Origin of the sequence: Pedobacter planticolens (assembly GCF_014172375.1) — a bacterium.
Classification (GTDB): Bacteria; Bacteroidota; Bacteroidia; order Sphingobacteriales; family Sphingobacteriaceae; genus Pedobacter; species Pedobacter planticolens.
The window spans coordinates 1,841,636-1,861,164 of the sequence record NZ_WNXD01000002.1; the positions used below are offsets into that span (position 1 = coordinate 1,841,636).

Genomic DNA, 19,529 nt, shown 5'->3' on the forward strand with positions numbered 1-19,529 from the left:
ATCAAAGAGCACTCCGTGTTTAGTTTGCTCAAACTTAAAAAATTAAGTTTAAATCTACTCTCCCAAAAATTGTTTTGTTAGGTATTCGTTACTTTTTAAATTGATAAAGTCGGTGATGTAATAAATAACTTGCCGATTGATAATAAGAAATAGCTTCTTTTTCTAACGCAGGAAGAGATTTTATCGGTGTGGTTGTAAAGTTTGTAGAGTCTACATTAAATGCTTCTACTTTTTGCTGTGGCGATAAAATAATTAATTGATTTCCTTTATAATAGCCCAAATTTTGATACGTACTTATAAATGCTCTACGCAGATTTGCTGGTGTATTAAAAATATCAAACCCGAAAAATTTAGAAGTGTAACTTACATTTAACATCCCTAATAAAGTTGGCGGAATATCAATTTGAGAAGTTAATCCATTAAAAGTACTTGGTTTTATAATGGATGGCGCATACACAATCATGGGTATGCGATAATTTTTAATGGGTAATTCTGTTTTGCCAGCGCTAGATGCACAATGATCGGCTACGATTACAAATATGGTATTGTTAAACCAAGGTTTACTTCTGCAATCGTTAATGAATTTCCCAATAGCATAATCAGTATATTTTACTGCGCCAGAACGCCCAGTATGTGATGGAATATCTATTCTTCCCTCTGGGTAAGTATACGGACGATGATTAGAAGTCGTCATTATTTGACTAAAGAAAGGCTTTTTTAACTTGTAATTCGCGTCAAAAGTTTTAACAGCTAACGTGAATAGATCTTCATCGGCCACGCCCCAAATATTTTCGTAATGGATGTCTTTTTCATTTGTAATGGCCGAACGGTCAATCACTTCATACCCATTATTGCTAAAAAAGTAATTCATATTATCGAAATACCCATAACCACCATATAAATATTGAGTGGTATAACCTTTGCTTTTCAACACATTTCCTAGTGAAAATCTGCCCTCATTATTTGGTCTTTTCACTTCAGATTGACCAGGAGTAGGAGGAAGACTTAATGACAAAGCTTCCAATCCGCGAACGGTTCTTGTGCCAGTGGCGAAAAGATTAGAAAAGAATAATCCCTGATTTGCTAAACTATCTAAATTTGGAGTAATGTGTTCGGTATTGCCAAATCTGGAAAGGAAATCGCCACTTAAACTCTCCACGCTAATCATAATTAGGTTATAGTTTTTTTGATCTCCAGGATACGTTATTGTTCTAGTAATTGAGGTTGATGAATCGCTTTGAAACTGACTATTATTGGCGATGAAATCTTTTTTAACGGTAGTGAAAATAGCATTCACAGAATTAGTTTTATAAAATTTATCGTAATCTAATTGGTTGTTAATAAAGGCTGCTCCAAAATCATACATTCCGTTACCAGAAAGTTCTGATGCATATTGATTTTTACTAAATTGTTTTGCACCATTACTTCCAAATAGAAAAACTAATACGGGTAAAAGCAATAAAATAAGTGTAATTAAAGTTCTGTATTTGAATGATATCCTATTAGTTACTTCTGCTTTAATGTATTTTTTGGTGAATAATAACACTAAAATACTCAGCACAACAATGCCAATTATCAACTTCACAATTGGGTAAGATTGCCAGATATTGCCAATAACTTCGGTGGTGTAAATAAGATAATCTACCGCGATAAAATTATAGCGAGTTGAAAATTCGTCCCAAAAAAACCATTCTGAAACCGCATTAAAAACGAGTATAGTAAATGCCAAAAGGCATAAACCGTATAAAATAAACCGATGCCATTTTTTAAAATAGATTTTATTTGGCACCAACCATAAGTACAATACAAAAGGAATAAGGAAAAATGTACTCATCAATGTATCATTTAACAAACCAATTAAAAAGATGCCAATAATTTGAAGTGGATTTGGATCTATTTGGCTAAACGATTTGATGAAAAGAACAAGTCTTGTTAAAAATGAAACGGAAATAATAAATAGATATACAATTGCCAGTAGTTTAAAACGAGTGGCGAATATTTTTTTAAGCATGAGATGTAAATTTCGATTTGGTTGTACGAATGTGCAAAATTAGATTTTAATTCTGAAGAAATTCTGAATGAAGCAAAATCAGCTAAGTTTCTTTAAAGTTAAGCTTTAAAACTATTCAATTTTTGAGCCCTCATCATTGAATTTTAGGTGTAAAATCATTGTAAAATGATGCCTGTTAAAACGGACTTTAGACGGAGTTAGTTCGGGGTTGGTTCGGACTTGTGACAATTGAACCCGACCAAAGTGCGACTGAAGCCCGAGTTAAGTTCGAGCTAATAAATATAATGGCATAATTCTTTTAGCAATGTAAAACGAACACATCCAAAAAAATAACTATTAGTTAAATTATACTCCATAAAAAAAGCCAAGCGAATAGCTTGGCTTCTTAAAAATATGGTTGGATGACTATCCTAATTTATTCAATTCTTCTTTTACAAATGTGGCTAGTTCTTTGACGTAAGCAGCACTGAAATCAAATTTAATACCTGCGGTTTCGTAAATTTCATTCATTGGTTTGGTATAGCCTAAAGCCAACGCAGCCAAATATTGTTCTAATGCTTTCTCCGGATTTTCTTTGTAATTTTTCCAAACAGCAATAGCACCTAATTGTGCAATTGCATATTCGATATAATAGAAAGGAACTTCGAACAAGTGCAATTGTTTTTGCCACAAATTGCCAAATTGTTGTTCAAAGCTTGTCCAATCTGCAAAACCAGCGCCAAAACGAGTATAGATTTGTTTAAAAGCAGTTTCTCTGTCGGCTGCATTATGTTCTGGGTTAGTGTAAATCCAATGTTGAAATTGATCTATTACTGCAACCCATGGCAACGTTTTTAAAACATCTGCTAACTGTTCTTTTTTAGCACGATTAAGTTCTTCTTCGTTATCAAAATAAACATCCCAATTATCCATAGAAATTAATTCCATGCTCATAGATGCTAATTCCGCAACTTCTGATGGGCAATGTTTAAAATCATTTAATTCTAAATCAGCTGTTAAAAAAGTATGTATCGCATGCCCACCTTCGTGAACCATTGTAGTTAAATCACGTAAAGAATTTGCCGAATTCATAAAAATGAATGGAGCGCCAGTTTCAGCTAAAGGATAATTGTAACCGCCAGGTGCTTTGCCCATTCTACTTTCTACATCAAAAAGCCCATTCGCTTTCATAATGGTCAATTTTTCTCCTAATGATGGATTTATTGCTGCAAAACACGCAATGCTTTTATCAATTAGTTCTTGTCCATTATTAAACGGTTTTAACATTGGTTTTCCAGTCGTACTTACTTCCATATCCCAAGGTTTCAATGCATCTAAACCTAAAGCTGTTTGTCTCTTTTCGGCTTGTTCCTTTAAAACTGGAACAATTTCTTTTTCAATCGCTTCTGCAAAATCGTAACAGTCTTTTGGCGTATAATCAAAACGACCTAAAGCTTGAAACATATAATCGCGATAATTCTCAAAACCTGCGTTTAAAGCAACTTTGTGACGCATTGCAACTAATTCATCAAACAAAATGTTTAACTCATCTTTATCTGCTAAACGGCGTTGTTGAATGGTTTCCCAAGCATTTTGTCTAACACTTCTATCGGTATCTTTTAAAAAGTTGGCAGCTTGTTCTAAAGTAAATTCTTGATCGTTTATATTGACGCTCATGGCACCTGTAATGCCTTGATATTTTTGCTGAGTTACTTGTAATTGTGTAAAAAGCTCAATGTTTTCTTCGCGGTATAATTCTAATGCTTTTTTGACAGCTCGGATATAAACAAAATATTTCTCTTGGTCTAGTTTGTCTATAAATAGACTTTCGCTAAACTTCTTATTTAACTCATTTGCTACTGGCGAAATTTTAGGTTCAATTTCTGTTGCGAAATACTGAAAATCTTTCACTAAATTTTCATTAGCAGTATCGCAAGTCATTTTAATATAGCGCCAAGCAAAATCTTCCTCAAGCGCAGCTTCTAATTCGCTTTTATCTTTTAACCATTTTTCCAGTTCTTCCACACTGTTGATTTCTCTTTTTAGCAATTCATCTAAAATTGGAGATAGACTTTCCCATTCCATTTTTAAATCTTGAGGAATGTAGGTTCTGGTTTTCTTAGGTATGATTAAGTTATTCATAGTGTTGTAATTTGTAATGTTGATCCCGATAGCTATCGGGAGTTGTAAAGTTTAGGGCTATTATCCTAAAATCCTTTAAATCCTGACCTTAAAAAGGCATCAATTAAAAAGCAAAGTGCAAAAATGACAGATGCAAATCCATTTGTGGTTGCAAAAGCTCTATCAACTTTGCTAATATCCGTTGGTTTAACTAGCAAATGCTGATAGGTTAGCATGGCACAGAAAAATAAAATACCGATATAATAAACCCAACTAAATTCTGTAAAAAATAAAGGTAATATCACGCATAATGCGGAAAAAATATGTAGTACAACGGATAAACGTAAAGCATTTTTTATGCCAAGTGTTGCAGGTATGGAATGTAGATTTTCTTTGCGATCAAAACTTTCATCTTGCAACGCATAAATAATATCGAACCCGCTTACCCAAAATAAAACGGCAAAAGAATAAAATAATGGAACGATATTAAATGCTCCAGTTACCGCAATGTAGGCTCCAATTGGAGCTAAAGAAAGTCCTAAACCTAAAACTAAATGGCATAATGCGGTAAAACGTTTAGTGTAACTGTAAAAAAGCACCACAAATAAGGCTACTGGCGATAAATAAAGGCATAAAGGATTGATGAATGCCGTTGCAATGACAAACAAAATGCAGTTTACAATTACAAAAGTGAGTGCTTCGCTTGCAGAAACTTTGCCAGCAGGAATATCTCGCATTACCGTACGTGGGTTTTTCGCATCAATATTACGATCTAAATAGCGATTAAATGCCATTGCCGCATTACGGGCAAATACCATACATAAAATTACCAATGCTAATAAATACCAATTAAATGGGTTTTCGGTGGTAGTTACGCCCAAAAAGAAACCAATTAAGGCAAAAGGCATTGCGAATATGGAGTGTGCAAATAATACGAGTGAAAAGTATTTTTTCATTTTAGTATAATGTTGTCATTGCGAGGAAGAATGACGAAGCAATCTATCCTGCAAAAAAGATTGCTTTGTCGCTTCGCTTCTCGCAATGACGAAGCTAGTTAAACTTTGATAAATTATTCTTTATTGTTAGCCGTATAAAACTGCGGATCGATAATTGGTTTTACAAAATCTTCATTTACTTCGCCAATAAAGCCTAAAACTTTATCTCTGCCTTGTGCTTTTTCTGCAGAGGTTACAAAAAATGGAGGGACTTCTTCAAACCAACCCAATAAAGCTTTATTAAATTTCGCAACATTTTGGTCAGTTTTTGGTGCCGATTGCTTATCTGCTTTTGTATAAACTAATGCAAATGGAATTTGGCATTCGCCTAACCAAGAACAAAATTCTAAATCAATTTTTTGAGGATCTAAACGGCTGTCTATCAATACGAAAACGCATTGTAGATTTTCTCTTTTAGTTAAATAGTTACGGATAAATTTCTCCCATTTTTCTCTACTACTTTTACTCACTTTAGCATAACCATAACCAGGTAAATCTACAATGTACCATTTTTCGTTTATGAGAAAATGATTAATTAATTGCGTTTTTCCAGGTCTTTGTGATGTTTTTGCTAAACCTTGCACATTAACCAACATATTAATAAGCGATGATTTGCCCACATTAGAACGGCCAATAAAAGCATATTCGGGCATTTCTGGTAGTGGTAAAGCCGAAACTTTAGTATTACTCACAACAAACGTGGCAGATTTTATAATCATAGCACAAAGGTAATAATAAAGTTTGCAGTTGATAGTTTTCAGTTGACAGTTCAAATCGCACATCTTCAATTACAATTTATATCTTTGACACATAATTATGAATCAAGAAGTAACTCCATACTCAGGCACAGCGACTAAAAAAGAACAAGTAGCTACAATGTTCAATAACATTTCTGGCACTTACGATTTCCTAAATCACTTTTTATCATTAGGTATAGATATTATTTGGCGTCGCAAGGCGATAAGAGAATTATCTGCCATACAACCCCGAATGATTTTAGATGTAGCAACGGGAACTGGAGATTTTGCTTTCGAATCGATTAGTATTTTACATCCTGATAAGATAATTGGTGTAGATATTTCGGAAGGAATGTTAGAAGTAGCTAAAAGGAAAATCAAAGAACGTAATCTTGGTCATATTTTCTCGGTGCAATTAGGAGATTCGGAAGGCTTACATTTTGAAGATAATACGTTTGATGCGATAACGGTAGCATTTGGCGTGAGAAATTACGAAAATTTGGAAAAAGGCTTATCAGATATGCTTCGTGTTTTAAAACCAGAGGGGAAAATTGTAATTCTAGAATTTTCTAAGCCGAAAGCTTTTCCTGTAAAACAAGGTTATAATTTCTATTTTAAATACGTTACCCCATTTTTCGGAAAGTTGTTTTCTAAGGATGACAGAGCATATACTTATTTGCCAGAATCGGTTGCTGCTTTTCCAGATGGACAATCATTTACAACCTTAATGGAGAAAGTTGGTTATAAAAATACCAAACATCGCCCTTTAACGTTTGGTATAAGTGCTATTTATACCGGTATTAAATGAGGAAAAAATCAACGCTCTTAATTTTAGTCTTTCTAGTAATAAGCAACTTTGCTAAGGCTCAAAATTGGGGTGGAGGTATTGATGATGAGAATTTTAATTGGGGATTTAGTTTTCAATATATCTCATCAGAGTACAAAATTCTTAAAAAGGTAGATTGGAGGAAACCTTATTTTGATACAGAGCTAGGTGCTAATGTTACCGATTCATTATCTGCTGTTTCTTCTCCAACATCTGTTGGATTTGGGATTGGGTTTATCGTGAATACTAGGCTTACCAATAATTTAGATGTTCGTTTTACACCGACTTTGGTTTTTAACGACCGATTAGTTAATTATTACTACGTTGAGCCAGGTATATATAATCCTGGAAATCCATTAATTCAAAAAAAGTTACAGGCAACAATGATTGATCTTCCCCTAGGTTTAAAAGTTAAATCAGATCGGATGATGAATTTTAGAGCCTATATGTTAGGCGGATTAAAATATTCAATGGATTTGGCATCGGGCAAAAAAAATAATGATGCTTCATCTGCGCCAATAGATAAATTAATAAAGAACAGCAAAAACTTTTTGTCTTATGAAGCAGGCTTAGGTTTCGATATTTATTTTGAATGGTTTAAAATGTCGCCCGAAGTAAAAATGTCGTATTCGTTTAAAGATATTTTAAAACACGATAATACCCCATACGCTAATCCAATAGATAAAGCCAAACTCAGACATTTTACTTTCAGCTTATTTTTCGAGTAGCTGTCCGTACAAAAAAATTATACCTTTGTTCATCATTGAATAAATAACACATGGCTAAAATTGCATTAATTACTGGTGCAAGCTCAGGTATTGGCGAGGCTTGCGCACACCTTTTCGCTCAACAAGGTTATCACCTTATCCTACTAGGAAGAAGAGAACATTTGCTGGAAAAAATAGCACATCATTTGGCGGATAAATACGCTATAGAAGTGAAAAAAATTCAAGCTGATGTGAGAGATAAGGAAAATATCAACTATGTGTTAGAAACATTACCAGCGAACTGGAAAAATGTTGATGTACTGATAAATAACGCAGGTTTAAGTCAAGGTTTAGATCCAATTGATAAAGGCAATACTGACGATTGGGATACGATGATAGACACAAACATAAAGGGTTTATTATATGTTTCTAAAGTGGTAAGTAGTTGGATGGTAGCACAAAAGAAAGGACACATTATTAATATTGGATCTATTGCTGGTAAAGAAGTGTATGCCAATGGTAATGTGTATTGTGCCACAAAACATGCAGTAGAAGCTTTAAATCAAGGGATGCGCATTGATCTTTTACCTCACGGGATAAAAGTAACGGCAATTCATCCAGGTATGGTAGAAACTGAGTTTTCGATAGTGCGTTTTAAAGGTGATGAAAGTAGAGCCAAAAAAGTATACGATGGTTTTGAACCCTTACTAGCACAAGATATTGCAGAAGCCATTTGGTTTGCCGTAAGTAGACCAGCACATGTAAACATTAACGATATGTTAATTATGCCAACTGCACAAGCAACCGCAACAACTGTAAAGAGAGATTAACTAGGTTGTGGGTTGCATGTTACGAGTAACATGTTTGGATTCAGAATAATAGTTAAAAAATAAATTAATAAGGATGTAAGTTAGGCATCAAGACCTGTAGCTCGCAACCCATAACATACAACACGATTATGATATCAACAACAATAGATCAAGAAATAAAACAAGCCATGTTGGCTAAAGATCAAGCGAAGCTTAGAGGTTTAAGAGCAATTAAAGCAGCTTTGTTATTAGCAAAAACAGAAAAGGGACATGCAGAAGAAATTTCTGAAGATGCAGAAATGAAGATTTTACAAAAACTAGTGAAACAACGTAAGGAATCTGCAACTATTTACAAAGAACAAGGCCGCGAAGATTTATACATTGTTGAACAAGAAGAAATTGATGTGATTAGTCAATTTTTGCCACAACAATTAGCACAAGCTGATATTGAGAAAATAATTGCAAGAATTATCTCAGAATCAGGCGCATCATCTATTAAAGAAATGGGTAAAGTAATGGGCCTAGCCAATAAAGAATTAGCTGGCAAAGCCGATGGAAAATTAATTGGAGAAATTGTAAAAACACAATTGGGATAATCAGTTTCTGATCTGTTTTTAAATTCTTTTCTTAAAAATATTTAGATTAATTGCCATAATTTAATTTTACTCTATTAACTTAGTAGCACATACCAAACATCAGAAGACTATATATGAAATACGAAGTAATTGAAGAAGACGGGTTTAAGTACATTGAGGCAGGCGAAGGAGAAACGTTGGTATTACTTCATGGGCTAATGGGCGAGTTGAGTAATTGGGAGCCTGCGATAGATCACTTTAAAAAAAGCTATCGTGTAATAGTGCCAATTTTACCAATTTATGATTTGCCTTTACTTACCCTTGGCGTAAAAAGTTTATCTAAATATGTACACCGCTTTCTTAAATTTAAAAAATTAAGTCAGGTTGTATTAATCGGGAATTCTTTAGGTGGTCATGTTGGCTTGGTTTTTACAGCTGCTCATCAAGAATTTGTAAAAGCATTGGTATTAACGGGAAGTTCTGGCTTATATGAAAATGCTTTTGGGGGTTCATTTCCACGTAGGGGAAGTCGTGATTATGTAAAAGAAAAAGTAGAATATACGTTTTATGATCCTGCAACTGCTACAGATGAATTAGTTGATGAAGTTTTTAAATCTGTAAATGACCGCTCTAGAGTAATTCGTATTTTAGCATTGGCTAAATCGGCCATACGCCACAATATGAGTAAGGAATTATCGAGAATAACCATTCCTGTATCTCTAATTTGGGGTAAACAAGATAAAATAACTCCACCAGATGTGGCAGTAGAGTTTCATGAACTTTTACCTAATTCAGAATTAAACTGGATTGATAAATGTGGGCATGCACCAATGATGGAAAGACCAACAGAATTTAATGAATATTTAGATACATTTTTAAATAGGATTTTACTAAAATAATGTTTGCAGCAGAACTCATATCAAATGTAATACCGCCGCTAAAAACTTCCGATAGTGTTCGGAAAGCTTTGGAGCGGATGAGTGAGTTTAAATTGTACCATTTACCAATCGTTAATGAAGCTCAATTTTTAGGGCTTGTTTCTGAAGATGAGCTCATAGAAATTAGAGATCAGGATACACCAATTGGCAGTTTACCTTTAACAATTATAAATCCATTTGTTTTTGACGATTCTCATATTTATGATGTAATACGATTGTTTAATCAGTTACAACTTTCATTAGTGCCGGTGTTAGATCATCTTAAAAACTATTTGGGTGTGGTTTCTATCAATAATTTGTTAGAATATACGGCCGATACCTATTCTGTAAAAGAACCAGGGGGGATTATTGTTTTATCTATTAGTAATAGAAATAATTCATTGGCTCACATGGCTCAAATTGTTGAGGCAGATAATGCACAAATTTTATCATCATATGTAAGCTCTTTCCCTGATTCTACGCGATTAGAAATTACCTTAAAAATAAATAAAACAGAACTTTCGGGTATTATTTCATCTTTTGAAAGATATAACTATGAAGTTAAAGCTGTTTTTAATAATACGCAAAACGACGATGGTTCGGCAGATAGATTTAATTCTTTCATGAACTATTTAAACGTATAAAACTTACATGAAGATAGCGATTTACGGTAGAGACTTTAATGATAGTGTTTTACCTTTTGTGCAAGAAGTATTTGATGCTTTAGCGAGTTATGAAGTTGAAGTCTTAGTTTACTTGAAATTTAACAATTTTATAAAAAATAAGGTAAATCTTCCCTCAAACATCCATACTTTTTCTAGCCACAAAGAATTACTAAATGAAGCAGATGTACTATTAAGTTTAGGTGGTGATGGTACATTACTAGATACTTTGGCTTTAGTTCGCGATTCTCAAATCCCAGTAATTGGGATAAACTTTGGGCGTTTAGGCTTTTTAGCGAGTATCAATAAAAATGAAATAAAAAATGCAATTAGTGCGCTTGTAAAAGGAGAATATTCTTTAGATAAACGGAGTATTTTAAATTTACAATCTCAAAATGATTTATTTGGAGATGAAAATTTCGCATTAAATGACATGACCATCCATAGAAGAGATAATTCTGCAATGATGATTATTCATGCTTTTATGAATGGCGAATTTATCAACTCTTATTGGGCAGATGGTTTAATTATAGCTACACCAACTGGTTCTACGGCATATTCTTTAAGCTGCGGCGGACCAATTATATTACCAAATGCACAAAATTTTGTAATTACACCAGTTGCACCACATAATTTAAATGTTAGACCGTTAATTATTCCTGATGATGTTGAACTAACCTTCGAAATCGAGGCTAGAAGTACTAAATTTCTACTTTCATGCGATTCGAGGACAGAAACTGTAGATAGATCCGTTAAAATTACCATCAATAAAGCCAAGTTTAACATCAATCTTATTCGCCTTAACAATGAAAGTTACCTTACTACGTTAAGGAATAAATTACTTTGGGGTATAGATACCCGTAATTACTAAAATGCGGTATATAAAGGCAATCTTAATTTTCGTGATCTCATTAGCTTTTAGCAGTTCAGTTTTTGCTCAGCGAGCAGAAATTGGCATAAATGCTGGTGGTGCAGGATATTTAGGAGATCTTAATCAGAATAACCCCTTAAAAATCAGTGGTATTTCTGCAGGAGCTTTTGCCAGAATAAATTTCAATCCATATTTAGGACTAGGTTTACATTATACCTATGGCGAAATAAAAGGAGATGATTTAAAATCTTCAAACGATCAGTTTAAAGAACGTGCTTTAAATTTTAATACCTCAATTCACGAAGTGAGCCTATTGGCAAACCTTAACTTTTTTGATATTTACTCGCCTATTTCTAAACGTAAATTTACACCTTATGTTTTTGCTGGTGTTGGTGGCTTTTATTTTAATCCAACGGCAACTTATGATAATACAAAGTATACACTATCAGATTATGCCACTAATGCAAAGAAGGATGGTACACCCGTAACCTACAAACAATATGCTATTTCAATTCCCTATGGTGTGGGAGTTAAATATAAATTGACAGATTATTTAACTTTATTTTCTGAAATAGGCTATAGAACTACATTTACCGACTTTATTGATGATGTTGGAGATTATTATTATTTAAATACTATGCCTAGTTCGCCTAGCGCTTCAAGATATTTTCCGCCATACAATGCTTCAACAGCTGCAGGTGTTGGTGTTCCAGGTACTCAAAGAGGAGATTTAAGAAAAAGAGATACGTACATGTTTGTAAGTATTGGGATATCTTATACCTTTGTGAGCCAAAAATGCTTTACTTTTTAGGGCACCGATTAAAACATTGATGGGATTTAAAGAACAAATAGATATTAAACGCTTGCCAGAGCATATTGCCATCATTATGGATGGTAATGGAAGATGGGCAAAAAATCAAGGGAAATTTCGCGTTTTTGGTCATGAAAGTGGCGTATTATCTGTAAAAGATATCGTTGAGGGTTGCGTAGATATTGGTGTGAAATACTTAACAGTATATGCTTTTTCTACAGAAAACTGGAACCGTCCGATAGATGAAGTAAATGCGTTAATGGAATTGTTAATCTCAACCATTAATGAACAAGCAGAAACTTTAAACAAAAATAATGTAAGGTTAAATGCCATTGGCGATTTAAAATCATTACCGCAAAAATGTATTGATGATTTAGCTAACGTAATGGAAATAACTAGTAAAAACACCAAATGTACGTTAACATTAGCCCTAAGTTATAGCGCAAAATGGGAAATAATTGAGGCTGCTAAAAAATTGACACAACAAGTGCTAGAGCAAAAAATAGCTTTAGACGATATAAATGAACAAACCTTTGCCGCTCAGTTAACTACTGCTCAAATACCCGACCCAGAGTTAATGATTCGCACCAGCGGAGAGCATAGAGTAAGTAATTTTTTATTATGGCAAATTGCTTACACCGAATTATATTTTACCGAAACTTTATGGCCAGACTTTAGAAGAGAAGATCTTTTTGAAGCCATTGTAGATTACCAAAAACGCGAACGTCGCTTCGGGAAAATTAGTGAACAATTGAACTAATTTTACTTTTAACACTTTTTAACATGTGTTTAAATTAACTTAGCAACGTTTTTTAGATTGTAAATGAAAAGAATATACCAACTCATATTTTTGTTATTGATTGGCTTGCCAACACTAGCTCAGATCCGTACACAAACTGCACCTGCAGCACCTTCCTTAAAAGTTCAAGGCTTAAATATTGATTATTTTAGTCCGAAAGAATATGTAATTGGTGGCACAACCTTAACTGGAACTCAATACCTAGATAAAGAAGTAATCATTACACTTTCTAAATTAACCAAAGGTGAACGAGTTGTTTTGCCAGGAGAAGCAACTTCAAATGCGATTAAAAACTTATGGGCACAAGGCTTGTTTGATGATGTGCAACTATTTGTAACTAAAATAAATGTAGATACTGTTTATTTTGATATCGAAGTAGTAGAACGTCCTCGTTTAAGTTCATTTGAGTTTATTGGAATTAGCAAATCTCAAAAAACAGATATTGGTGAGAAATTAGCTGACAAAGCTGGTAAAACCATCATTAACGATAACTTATACAACACCACAAAATCAATCATCAATAAATACCTTTTAGATAAAGGATATTTTTATACTACGATAGATTTTAAATCTAAACCAGATCCGAACCAAGAGAATAGCGTTGTTTTACAAGTGTTAATTAATAAGGGTAAAAGGGTAAAGGTTCACGAAATTAAGTTTACTGGTAATAAAGATTTTAAATCGGCCAAGCTTAGAAAATTCCTTAAAAAGACTAAACAACAAGCTTTTTATAAAGTGTTTGGTAGTGGTAAATTTAATAAAGAAAAATACGAAGAAGATAAAATAAAATTGGTTGCTAAAATGCAAGAAAAGGGTTACAGAGATGCAGCCATTTTAAAAGATAGCATTTATAAATACAATGATAAATCTATTGGTATTAAGCTAGATATGTACGAAGGGCCGAAATATTATTTCGGTAATATCACTTGGGTTGGTAATGCAAAATATGTTACTCCTTATCTAGAAAAAGTTTTAGGAATAGAAAAAGGAGAATTATTTAGTGAAGAAAAATTAGAGAAGAAATTGCGTGGTAGTGCCAATGGCGATGACGTTTCTAGTGTTTATTTGAACGATGGTTACTTAACTTTTAACATTGATCCGGTACAAACTAAAATACACAACGATACTGTAGATGTTGAAATGCGTATTTATGAAGGTCCGCAGTATACCAACAACAAAATTACTATTGAAGGAAATACCATCACTAATGATAGAGTTGTGTTACGTGAAATTCGTACCAAGCCAGGAGAAAAATTCTCTAAAGAACAATTGGTAAGAACTGTACGTGAAATTGGTGCATTAGGTAACTTTGATGAAGCTAAAACTAATCCAGTTCCAAAACCTAATCCTTCAGATGGTACAGTAGATATTGTTTACCATGTAGAAGAAAAACCTTCAGATCAAATTGAATTATCAGGTGGTTTTGGTGGTGGCCGTGTAATTGGTACATTAGGTTTAACATTTAACAACTTCTCTTTAAGAAATCTATTTAATGGTGAAGCCTACAAACCGCTACCAAAAGGTGATGGTCAGAAATTAAGCTTACGTGGACAAACAAATGGTAAATACTACCAATCATATAGCTTCTCATTTTCTGAACCTTGGTTTGGAGGTAAAAAACCAATCAGTTTCGGATTGAGTGCATTTACATCATTACAGTCTAATGGTTTAGCGGCGGGAGATGCTACCTACCAAAAAATTCGTTTAAATGGTGTATCTATTAGCTTAGGTAGAAAATTAAAATGGCCAGATAACTGGTTCTCTTTAGTTCACAGTGTGAACTTAAATCAATACATTTTAAATAACTACCCAGGTTACTTATTTAGCACAGGTACTTCATACAACTTGAATTTAACACAAGAAATTGCAAGAGATTCAAGAAATGGAAGTCAGATTTTCCCTACAGGAGGTTCTTATATTAAATTTACAATACAAGCTACACCACCTTATTCATTATTAAATAATGTGAACTACAAAATAGCTTCAGATAAATTACGTTACAAGTTTACCGAATATCACAAATGGAAGTTTGAAGCACAATGGTTTGAAACAGTTATTGGTAAATTAGTATTTAAAGGACAAGCACAATTTGGTTTCTTAGGTACGTACAATAGCGCAGTTGGTGAATCGGCATTTGAACGTTTTAAATTAGGTGGAGATGGTATGCAAGGATTTGATTTCTTACAAGGTTCTGAGTTAATCGCAATGCGTGGTTATTCAAATAACTCGGTTATCCCGGTAGGTTCTAATCCAACTATTGCACAAAGCTCTGGTAGTCCGATTTTTAACAAATATGTAATGGAATTAAGATATCCAGTGATAGCATCTCAACAAGCAACAGCGTTTATGACGGTATTTGCAGAAGGTGGTAATACATGGAATAAGTTTAGCGATTTTAATCCGTTTAACGTGAGACGCTCAGTTGGTGTTGGTGCGAAAATATTCTTACCTATATTTGGTTTATTAGGTATTGATTATGGATATGGATTTGATAAAATTCCTGGTATTCCAGACGCAAATAAAGGTCAATTCCACTTTAGTATTGCCCAACAACTTGGAGGATTTAATTAAGTTTGTATCTATCAACTATGAAAAAATATATATTAGCTAGCTTTTTACTTCTAATTGGATTAGGAGCATCAGCACAAAAGTTTGCTTATGTGGATACAGAATATATCCTTAAGCATTTGCCAGAATACAAATCTGCCTTAAATCAATTAGACGGATTATCTCAACAATACCAAAAACAAGTTGACGATAGTTTTTCAGAAATTGATAAAATGTACAAAGCGTACCAAGCAGATCAGGTATTACTAACGGATGATATGCGTAAGCGCAGAGAGAATGATATTATTGAAAAAGAAAAGAAAGCTAAAGAACTGCAACGCCAAAAATTTGGACCAGAAGGAGAGCTTTTTCAAACGCGTACTAAATTGCTAAAACCGATTCAAGATAAAGTATCAACCGTAATTGGCGAAACGGCGAAGAACAAAATTATTGACTTTGTATTTGATAAAAGCAGTGAATCTACAATGATGATTTATGCAAGTAGCAATTATGATATTAGTAATGACGTTATTACTAGATTAGGTTATAAACCTGGTACACTTGTAAAATAAAAATAGAACACATAAATTATAAAACAATTATTAAGTAAAATAGAAAAATGAGAAAGTTAATTAACGTATTTTTTGTTGCAGCTGGATTATTGCTTACTGCAAACGTTGCGAATGCTCAACAAAAATTGGGTCACCTAAGTTCAGATGAAATTTATGCTAACATGCCTGAAGCTAAAGCCGCACAAGCTACTTTAGAAACATTAGCAAAAACTAAACAAGCAGAAATTGATAAAATGATAGCCGAATATCAGGTTAAATACAAAGCGGCACAAGACAAAGAAAAAACTTTAAGCGAAGCTAACAAAGAAGTTGTAGGTAAAGAATTACAAATTGCTGGTCAAGAAATTCAAGACCTAGGTAAAAGAATTGAAGATGCTCGTACAAAAGCAACTACAGATGTACAAACTAAACAAGGCGAATTATTCCCGCCAATAAACCAAAAATTAGCTACCGCGATGAGCGCAGTTGCTAAAGAAAAAGGTTTAGCGTATGTTTTTGATACATCAGTATCTCAAGGATTTAATAGCTTAGTTTATTTTGATGGTGGTGAAGATATTACTGCTGCGGTTAAAACTAAATTAGGTATTTCTAATACTCCTGCTGCTACAAAACCAGCAACAACACCTGCAAAAAAGAACTAATTAGATATAATTTAATATCTTTAGCGGAACTGAGATTAATACTCAGTTCCGCTTTTTTTTGTAATGAATAATAAGGTTTCATCAATTGGGGTTTTCGATTCGGGTTTTGGCGGATTAACCGTATTCAAATCTATTGCCCAAAAACTACCGCAATACAATTACATTTATCTTGGCGATAATGCCCGTTCTCCTTATGGCGATCACTCTTTTGAAACCGTTTACCAATATACATTAGAATGTGTAGAATGGCTTTTCGCACAAGGGTGTCCATTAGTTATTTTAGCCTGTAACACCGCTTCAGCAAAAGCATTAAGAAGTATTCAGCAATTAGATTTACCTAAAAAATACCCAAATAATAGAGTTTTAGGAGTTATCAGACCAACTGCAGAAGTGATAGGGAATTTCACTAAAACCCAAAACATTGGCGTTATGGGAACTCGTGGAACCATTAACTCCAACTCTTATCCAATAGAAATTAGTCGCTTCTTTCCAACATTAAAAGTACACCAACAAAGCTGTCCAATGTGGGTGCCAATTATAGAAAACGGAGAGCATTTAGGCGATGGAGCAGATTTCTTTGTGAAAGAATACGTTCAGGAATTACTGCAAAAATCAGCCGATATAGATTGTATTTTATTAGCTTGTACGCATTATCCACTACTCATTCCTAAAATTGAACAACAACTCCCAGAAAATATTCAAGTACTTTCACAGGGTGAAATCGTTGCAAATAGTCTAGCCAATTATCTACAAAGACATACAGAAATAGAAAGCAAATTAGCCAAACATTCCAAAAAGACATTTTACACATCTGGAGATATTGCCACCTTCAATGCCCATGCCTCTGTATTTCTTGGTGAAGAAATTAAAACGCAGAAAATGAATAGCGCACTTTTGCCGTAACCTATAAATTAACATTCAGATGATCAGAATGTTAAAAATCACTACATTTCTTGTTAGGTTTTAAAATTTTAAAGCGGTAAATTTGCGGCTCAATTACAATCAATGAGCGATCAGATCAAACACGAATGCGGAATAGCCTTTATCCGTCTGTTAAAACCTCTCTCATACTACCAAGAAAAATACGGTACTGCACTTTACGGCCTCAATAAATTGTATTTATTGATGGAAAAGCAGCACAATCGTGGTCAGGACGGAGCAGGTATTGCAACCATTAAATTAGACATGAAACCTGGTAGTCGCTACATTAGTCGCTACCGTTCTATGGCTCAAAATGCAGTTGCTGATATTTTTGGATACGTACAAAACAAATTTGTAGATATTCAGAATGAAACGCCAGAGTTGATGAAAGATACCGAGTTCCTAAAACAAAACGTAAGCTTTATAGGCGAAGTTTTATTAGGCCACTTACGCTACGGTACACATGGTAAAAACAGTATCGAAAATTGCCATCCTTTCTTACGTCAAAATAATTGGATGACCAGAAACTTGGTGATCGCTGGTAATTTTAACATGACCAATGTTGATGAATTATTCGAACAATTATACGAGTTAGGTCAACATCCAAAAGAAAAAGTAGAATCAGTTACAATACTCGAAAAAATAGGCCACTTTTTAGATGACGAAAATCAAGAGCTTTTCGATACCTATAAAAAAGAAGGACTAAACAATATTGACATCACCCATAAAATCTCTGATAATTTAAATATCGCTAACATTCTTCGTCGCTCATCAAAAACTTGGGATGGTGGTTACACCATTTCTGGTATTGTTGGTAATGGTGATGCGTTTGTAATGAGAGATCCAGCAGGTATCCGCCCTGCGTTTTATTATGCAGATGATGAAGTGGTAGTGGCTGCATCAGAACGTCCGGCAATTCAAACAGCATTTAATGTTCAGATCAAACAAGTTAAAGAAATTGAACCTGGACATGCGTTAATCGTTAAAAAAGACGGTACAGTAACGCAAGAAATGTATCGCGAACCTGTAGAAAAAAGAGCCTGCTCATTTGAGCGTATTTATTTCTCAAGAGGAAGTGATGCAGATATCTATAAAGAACGCAAAAAATTGGGCGATTTATTAATTCCTCAAGTTTTATCTGCAGTAAATAGAGATTTAAAAAACACTGTATTCTCGTTCATCCCTAATACTGCCGAAGTTTCGTTTTACGGTATGGTAGAGGGTTTGCATAATCACGTAAGAGAAATTCAGAAAGACACCCTGTTAAATCGCAAAGAAAAACTGAACGATGCAGAGCTAGATGAATTATTATCTATGTCGCCACGAGTAGAGAAATTGGCGATTAAGGATGTGAAACTCCGCACTTTTATTACGCAAGATGCTGATAGAGGAGAAATGGTTGCTCACGTTTATGATACCACATATGGCGTCATAAAAAATCATACTGATACCTTAGTGGCTGTTGATGATTCGATTGTTCGTGGTACAACTTTAAAGCAAAGTATCATCAAGATTATTGATAGACTACACCCTAAAAAAATCATTATTGTTTCTTCTGCTCCGCAAATTCGTTATCCAGATTGCTACGGAATTGACATGTCTAAAATGGGACAATTTGTTGCCTTTGATGCCGCAATTCAATTGCTTAAACAACGCGGCATGGAGCATATTATAGAAGAAGTTTACGAGAAATGTAAGGCTTCGTTATTGCTGCCTAAAGAAGAAATTGTAAACCATGTAAAGGAAATTTACAGACCATTTGAACAACAAGAAATTTCAGATCAGATTGCTAAAATTATCACACCAGAAGGAACAGTTGCAGAAGTAGAAGTGATTTATCAAACTTTAGATAATTTACATATTGCCTGCCCAAATCATACGGGCGATTGGTATTTCTCAGGCAATTACCCTACACCAGGCGGTAATAAAGTAGTAAACAAAGCATTTGTAAACTGGAAAGAAGGAAATAACCAGAGGGCTTATTAAAACTTTTAAAGTATTCTATCTGTTAACAATTAAAATAATTGA

18 protein-coding genes are annotated in these 19,529 nt (G+C 33.9%); 14 read left to right on the top strand and 4 right to left on the bottom strand.

The features are described from left to right. Positions 1-88: 88 nt before the first annotated feature. The 4 genes from GM921_RS17000 to yihA form a co-directional block, all read right to left on the bottom strand. Positions 89-2,011: an LTA synthase family protein gene (locus tag GM921_RS17000; RefSeq protein WP_182923816.1), complete on the bottom strand. Its 1,923-nt coding sequence runs from the start codon at positions 2,009-2,011 to the stop codon at positions 89-91. A 405-nt stretch (positions 2,012-2,416) separates the two neighbouring features. Next, entirely contained in the window at positions 2,417-4,132 is a 1,716-nt protein-coding gene (locus tag GM921_RS17005; protein WP_182923817.1) for a M3 family oligoendopeptidase, read from the bottom strand. Positions 4,133-4,197: 65 nt separating this feature from the next. Then, positions 4,198-5,067: a UbiA-like polyprenyltransferase gene (locus GM921_RS17010; protein ID WP_182923818.1), complete on the bottom strand. Its 870-nt coding sequence runs from the start codon at positions 5,065-5,067 to the stop codon at positions 4,198-4,200. A 113-nt stretch (positions 5,068-5,180) separates the two neighbouring features. After that, positions 5,181-5,825, bottom strand: a complete 645-nt coding sequence (gene yihA / locus GM921_RS17015; protein ID WP_182923819.1) for a ribosome biogenesis GTP-binding protein YihA/YsxC — start codon at positions 5,823-5,825, stop codon at positions 5,181-5,183. A 97-nt stretch (positions 5,826-5,922) separates the two neighbouring features. Here yihA and ubiE point away from each other — a divergent pair, with 97 nt between their 5' ends. The 14 genes from ubiE to GM921_RS17085 all read left to right on the top strand — a co-directional run bounded on the left by ubiE (position 5,923) and on the right by GM921_RS17085 (position 19,487). After that, positions 5,923-6,651 (top strand): bifunctional demethylmenaquinone methyltransferase/2-methoxy-6-polyprenyl-1,4-benzoquinol methylase UbiE, encoded by a 729-nt coding sequence (gene ubiE, locus GM921_RS17020; protein ID WP_182923820.1) that lies wholly within the window; start codon positions 5,923-5,925, stop codon positions 6,649-6,651. Beyond that, positions 6,648-7,397: a type IX secretion/gliding motility protein PorT/SprT gene (gene porT, locus GM921_RS17025; protein WP_182923821.1), complete on the top strand. Its 750-nt coding sequence runs from the start codon at positions 6,648-6,650 to the stop codon at positions 7,395-7,397. The genes ubiE and porT overlap by 4 nt, the downstream gene beginning before the upstream one ends. A 50-nt stretch (positions 7,398-7,447) precedes the next feature. Continuing rightward, positions 7,448-8,206, top strand: a complete 759-nt coding sequence (locus GM921_RS17030) for an SDR family NAD(P)-dependent oxidoreductase (RefSeq protein ID WP_182923822.1) — start codon at positions 7,448-7,450, stop codon at positions 8,204-8,206. Between the two features lie 128 nt (positions 8,207-8,334). Beyond that, a complete protein-coding gene (locus GM921_RS17035; protein ID WP_182923823.1) occupies positions 8,335-8,781 on the top strand; it encodes a GatB/YqeY domain-containing protein in 447 nt (148 codons plus the stop codon). 113 nt (positions 8,782-8,894) lie between these two features. Next, positions 8,895-9,659 (top strand): alpha/beta fold hydrolase, encoded by a 765-nt coding sequence (locus GM921_RS17040; protein ID WP_182923824.1) that lies wholly within the window; start codon positions 8,895-8,897, stop codon positions 9,657-9,659. Next, positions 9,659-10,321 carry a CBS domain-containing protein gene (locus GM921_RS17045; RefSeq protein ID WP_182923825.1) on the top strand — a complete coding sequence of 221 codons (663 nt, stop codon included), beginning with the start codon at positions 9,659-9,661 and terminating at the stop codon, positions 10,319-10,321. The genes GM921_RS17040 and GM921_RS17045 overlap by 1 nt, the downstream gene beginning before the upstream one ends. Positions 10,322-10,328: 7 nt before the next feature. Next, a complete protein-coding gene (locus GM921_RS17050; protein ID WP_182923826.1) occupies positions 10,329-11,210 on the top strand; it encodes an NAD kinase in 882 nt (293 codons plus the stop codon). Between the two features lies 1 nt (position 11,211). Continuing rightward, positions 11,212-12,021, top strand: a complete 810-nt coding sequence (gene porG / locus GM921_RS17055) for a type IX secretion system protein PorG (protein ID WP_182923827.1) — start codon at positions 11,212-11,214, stop codon at positions 12,019-12,021. Between the two features lie 19 nt (positions 12,022-12,040). After that, complete coding sequence (locus tag GM921_RS17060) at positions 12,041-12,781, top strand: isoprenyl transferase (RefSeq protein WP_182923828.1); 741 nt, start codon at positions 12,041-12,043, stop codon at positions 12,779-12,781. Between the two features lie 63 nt (positions 12,782-12,844). Continuing rightward, positions 12,845-15,391, top strand: a complete 2,547-nt coding sequence (locus tag GM921_RS17065; protein WP_182923829.1) for a BamA/OMP85 family outer membrane protein — start codon at positions 12,845-12,847, stop codon at positions 15,389-15,391. A gap of 17 nt (positions 15,392-15,408) precedes the next feature. After that, complete coding sequence (locus GM921_RS17070) at positions 15,409-15,939, top strand: OmpH family outer membrane protein (RefSeq protein ID WP_182923830.1); 531 nt, start codon at positions 15,409-15,411, stop codon at positions 15,937-15,939. Between the two features lie 47 nt (positions 15,940-15,986). Continuing rightward, positions 15,987-16,580 (top strand): OmpH family outer membrane protein, encoded by a 594-nt coding sequence (locus GM921_RS17075; protein WP_182923831.1) that lies wholly within the window; start codon positions 15,987-15,989, stop codon positions 16,578-16,580. A 63-nt stretch (positions 16,581-16,643) separates the two neighbouring features. Further along, positions 16,644-17,483, top strand: a complete 840-nt coding sequence (gene murI / locus GM921_RS17080; RefSeq protein ID WP_182923832.1) for a glutamate racemase — start codon at positions 16,644-16,646, stop codon at positions 17,481-17,483. A 102-nt stretch (positions 17,484-17,585) separates the two neighbouring features. After that, positions 17,586-19,487 carry an amidophosphoribosyltransferase gene (locus tag GM921_RS17085; protein ID WP_182923833.1) on the top strand — a complete coding sequence of 634 codons (1,902 nt, stop codon included), beginning with the start codon at positions 17,586-17,588 and terminating at the stop codon, positions 19,485-19,487. Positions 19,488-19,529 lie beyond the last annotated feature (42 nt).

Excerpts from the sequence above, each read along its gene's own strand:
- GM921_RS17010 (WP_182923818.1), bottom strand. The coding sequence starts at position 5,067 with ATGAAAAAATACTTTTCACTCGTATTATTTGCACACTCCATATTCGCA.
- GM921_RS17040 (WP_182923824.1), top strand. The coding sequence starts at position 8,895 with ATGAAATACGAAGTAATTGAAGAAGACGGGTTTAAGTACATTGAGGCA.
- GM921_RS17070 (WP_182923830.1), top strand. The coding sequence starts at position 15,409 with ATGAAAAAATATATATTAGCTAGCTTTTTACTTCTAATTGGATTAGGA.
- GM921_RS17065 (WP_182923829.1), top strand. The coding sequence starts at position 12,845 with ATGAAAAGAATATACCAACTCATATTTTTGTTATTGATTGGCTTGCCA.
- GM921_RS17050 (WP_182923826.1), top strand. The coding sequence starts at position 10,329 with ATGAAGATAGCGATTTACGGTAGAGACTTTAATGATAGTGTTTTACCT.
- GM921_RS17085 (WP_182923833.1), top strand. The coding sequence starts at position 17,586 with ATGAGCGATCAGATCAAACACGAATGCGGAATAGCCTTTATCCGTCTG.
- GM921_RS17030 (WP_182923822.1), top strand. The coding sequence starts at position 7,448 with ATGGCTAAAATTGCATTAATTACTGGTGCAAGCTCAGGTATTGGCGAG.
- porG (WP_182923827.1), top strand. The coding sequence starts at position 11,212 with ATGCGGTATATAAAGGCAATCTTAATTTTCGTGATCTCATTAGCTTTT.
- ubiE (WP_182923820.1), top strand. The coding sequence starts at position 5,923 with ATGAATCAAGAAGTAACTCCATACTCAGGCACAGCGACTAAAAAAGAA.
- GM921_RS17005 (WP_182923817.1), bottom strand. The coding sequence starts at position 4,132 with ATGAATAACTTAATCATACCTAAGAAAACCAGAACCTACATTCCTCAA.
- GM921_RS17035 (WP_182923823.1), top strand. The coding sequence starts at position 8,335 with ATGATATCAACAACAATAGATCAAGAAATAAAACAAGCCATGTTGGCT.
- GM921_RS17000 (WP_182923816.1), bottom strand. The coding sequence starts at position 2,011 with ATGCTTAAAAAAATATTCGCCACTCGTTTTAAACTACTGGCAATTGTA.
- murI (WP_182923832.1), top strand. The coding sequence starts at position 16,644 with ATGAATAATAAGGTTTCATCAATTGGGGTTTTCGATTCGGGTTTTGGC.
- yihA (WP_182923819.1), bottom strand. The coding sequence starts at position 5,825 with ATGATTATAAAATCTGCCACGTTTGTTGTGAGTAATACTAAAGTTTCG.
- porT (WP_182923821.1), top strand. The coding sequence starts at position 6,648 with ATGAGGAAAAAATCAACGCTCTTAATTTTAGTCTTTCTAGTAATAAGC.
- GM921_RS17075 (WP_182923831.1), top strand. The coding sequence starts at position 15,987 with ATGAGAAAGTTAATTAACGTATTTTTTGTTGCAGCTGGATTATTGCTT.
- GM921_RS17060 (WP_182923828.1), top strand. The coding sequence starts at position 12,041 with ATGGGATTTAAAGAACAAATAGATATTAAACGCTTGCCAGAGCATATT.
- GM921_RS17045 (WP_182923825.1), top strand. The coding sequence starts at position 9,659 with ATGTTTGCAGCAGAACTCATATCAAATGTAATACCGCCGCTAAAAACT.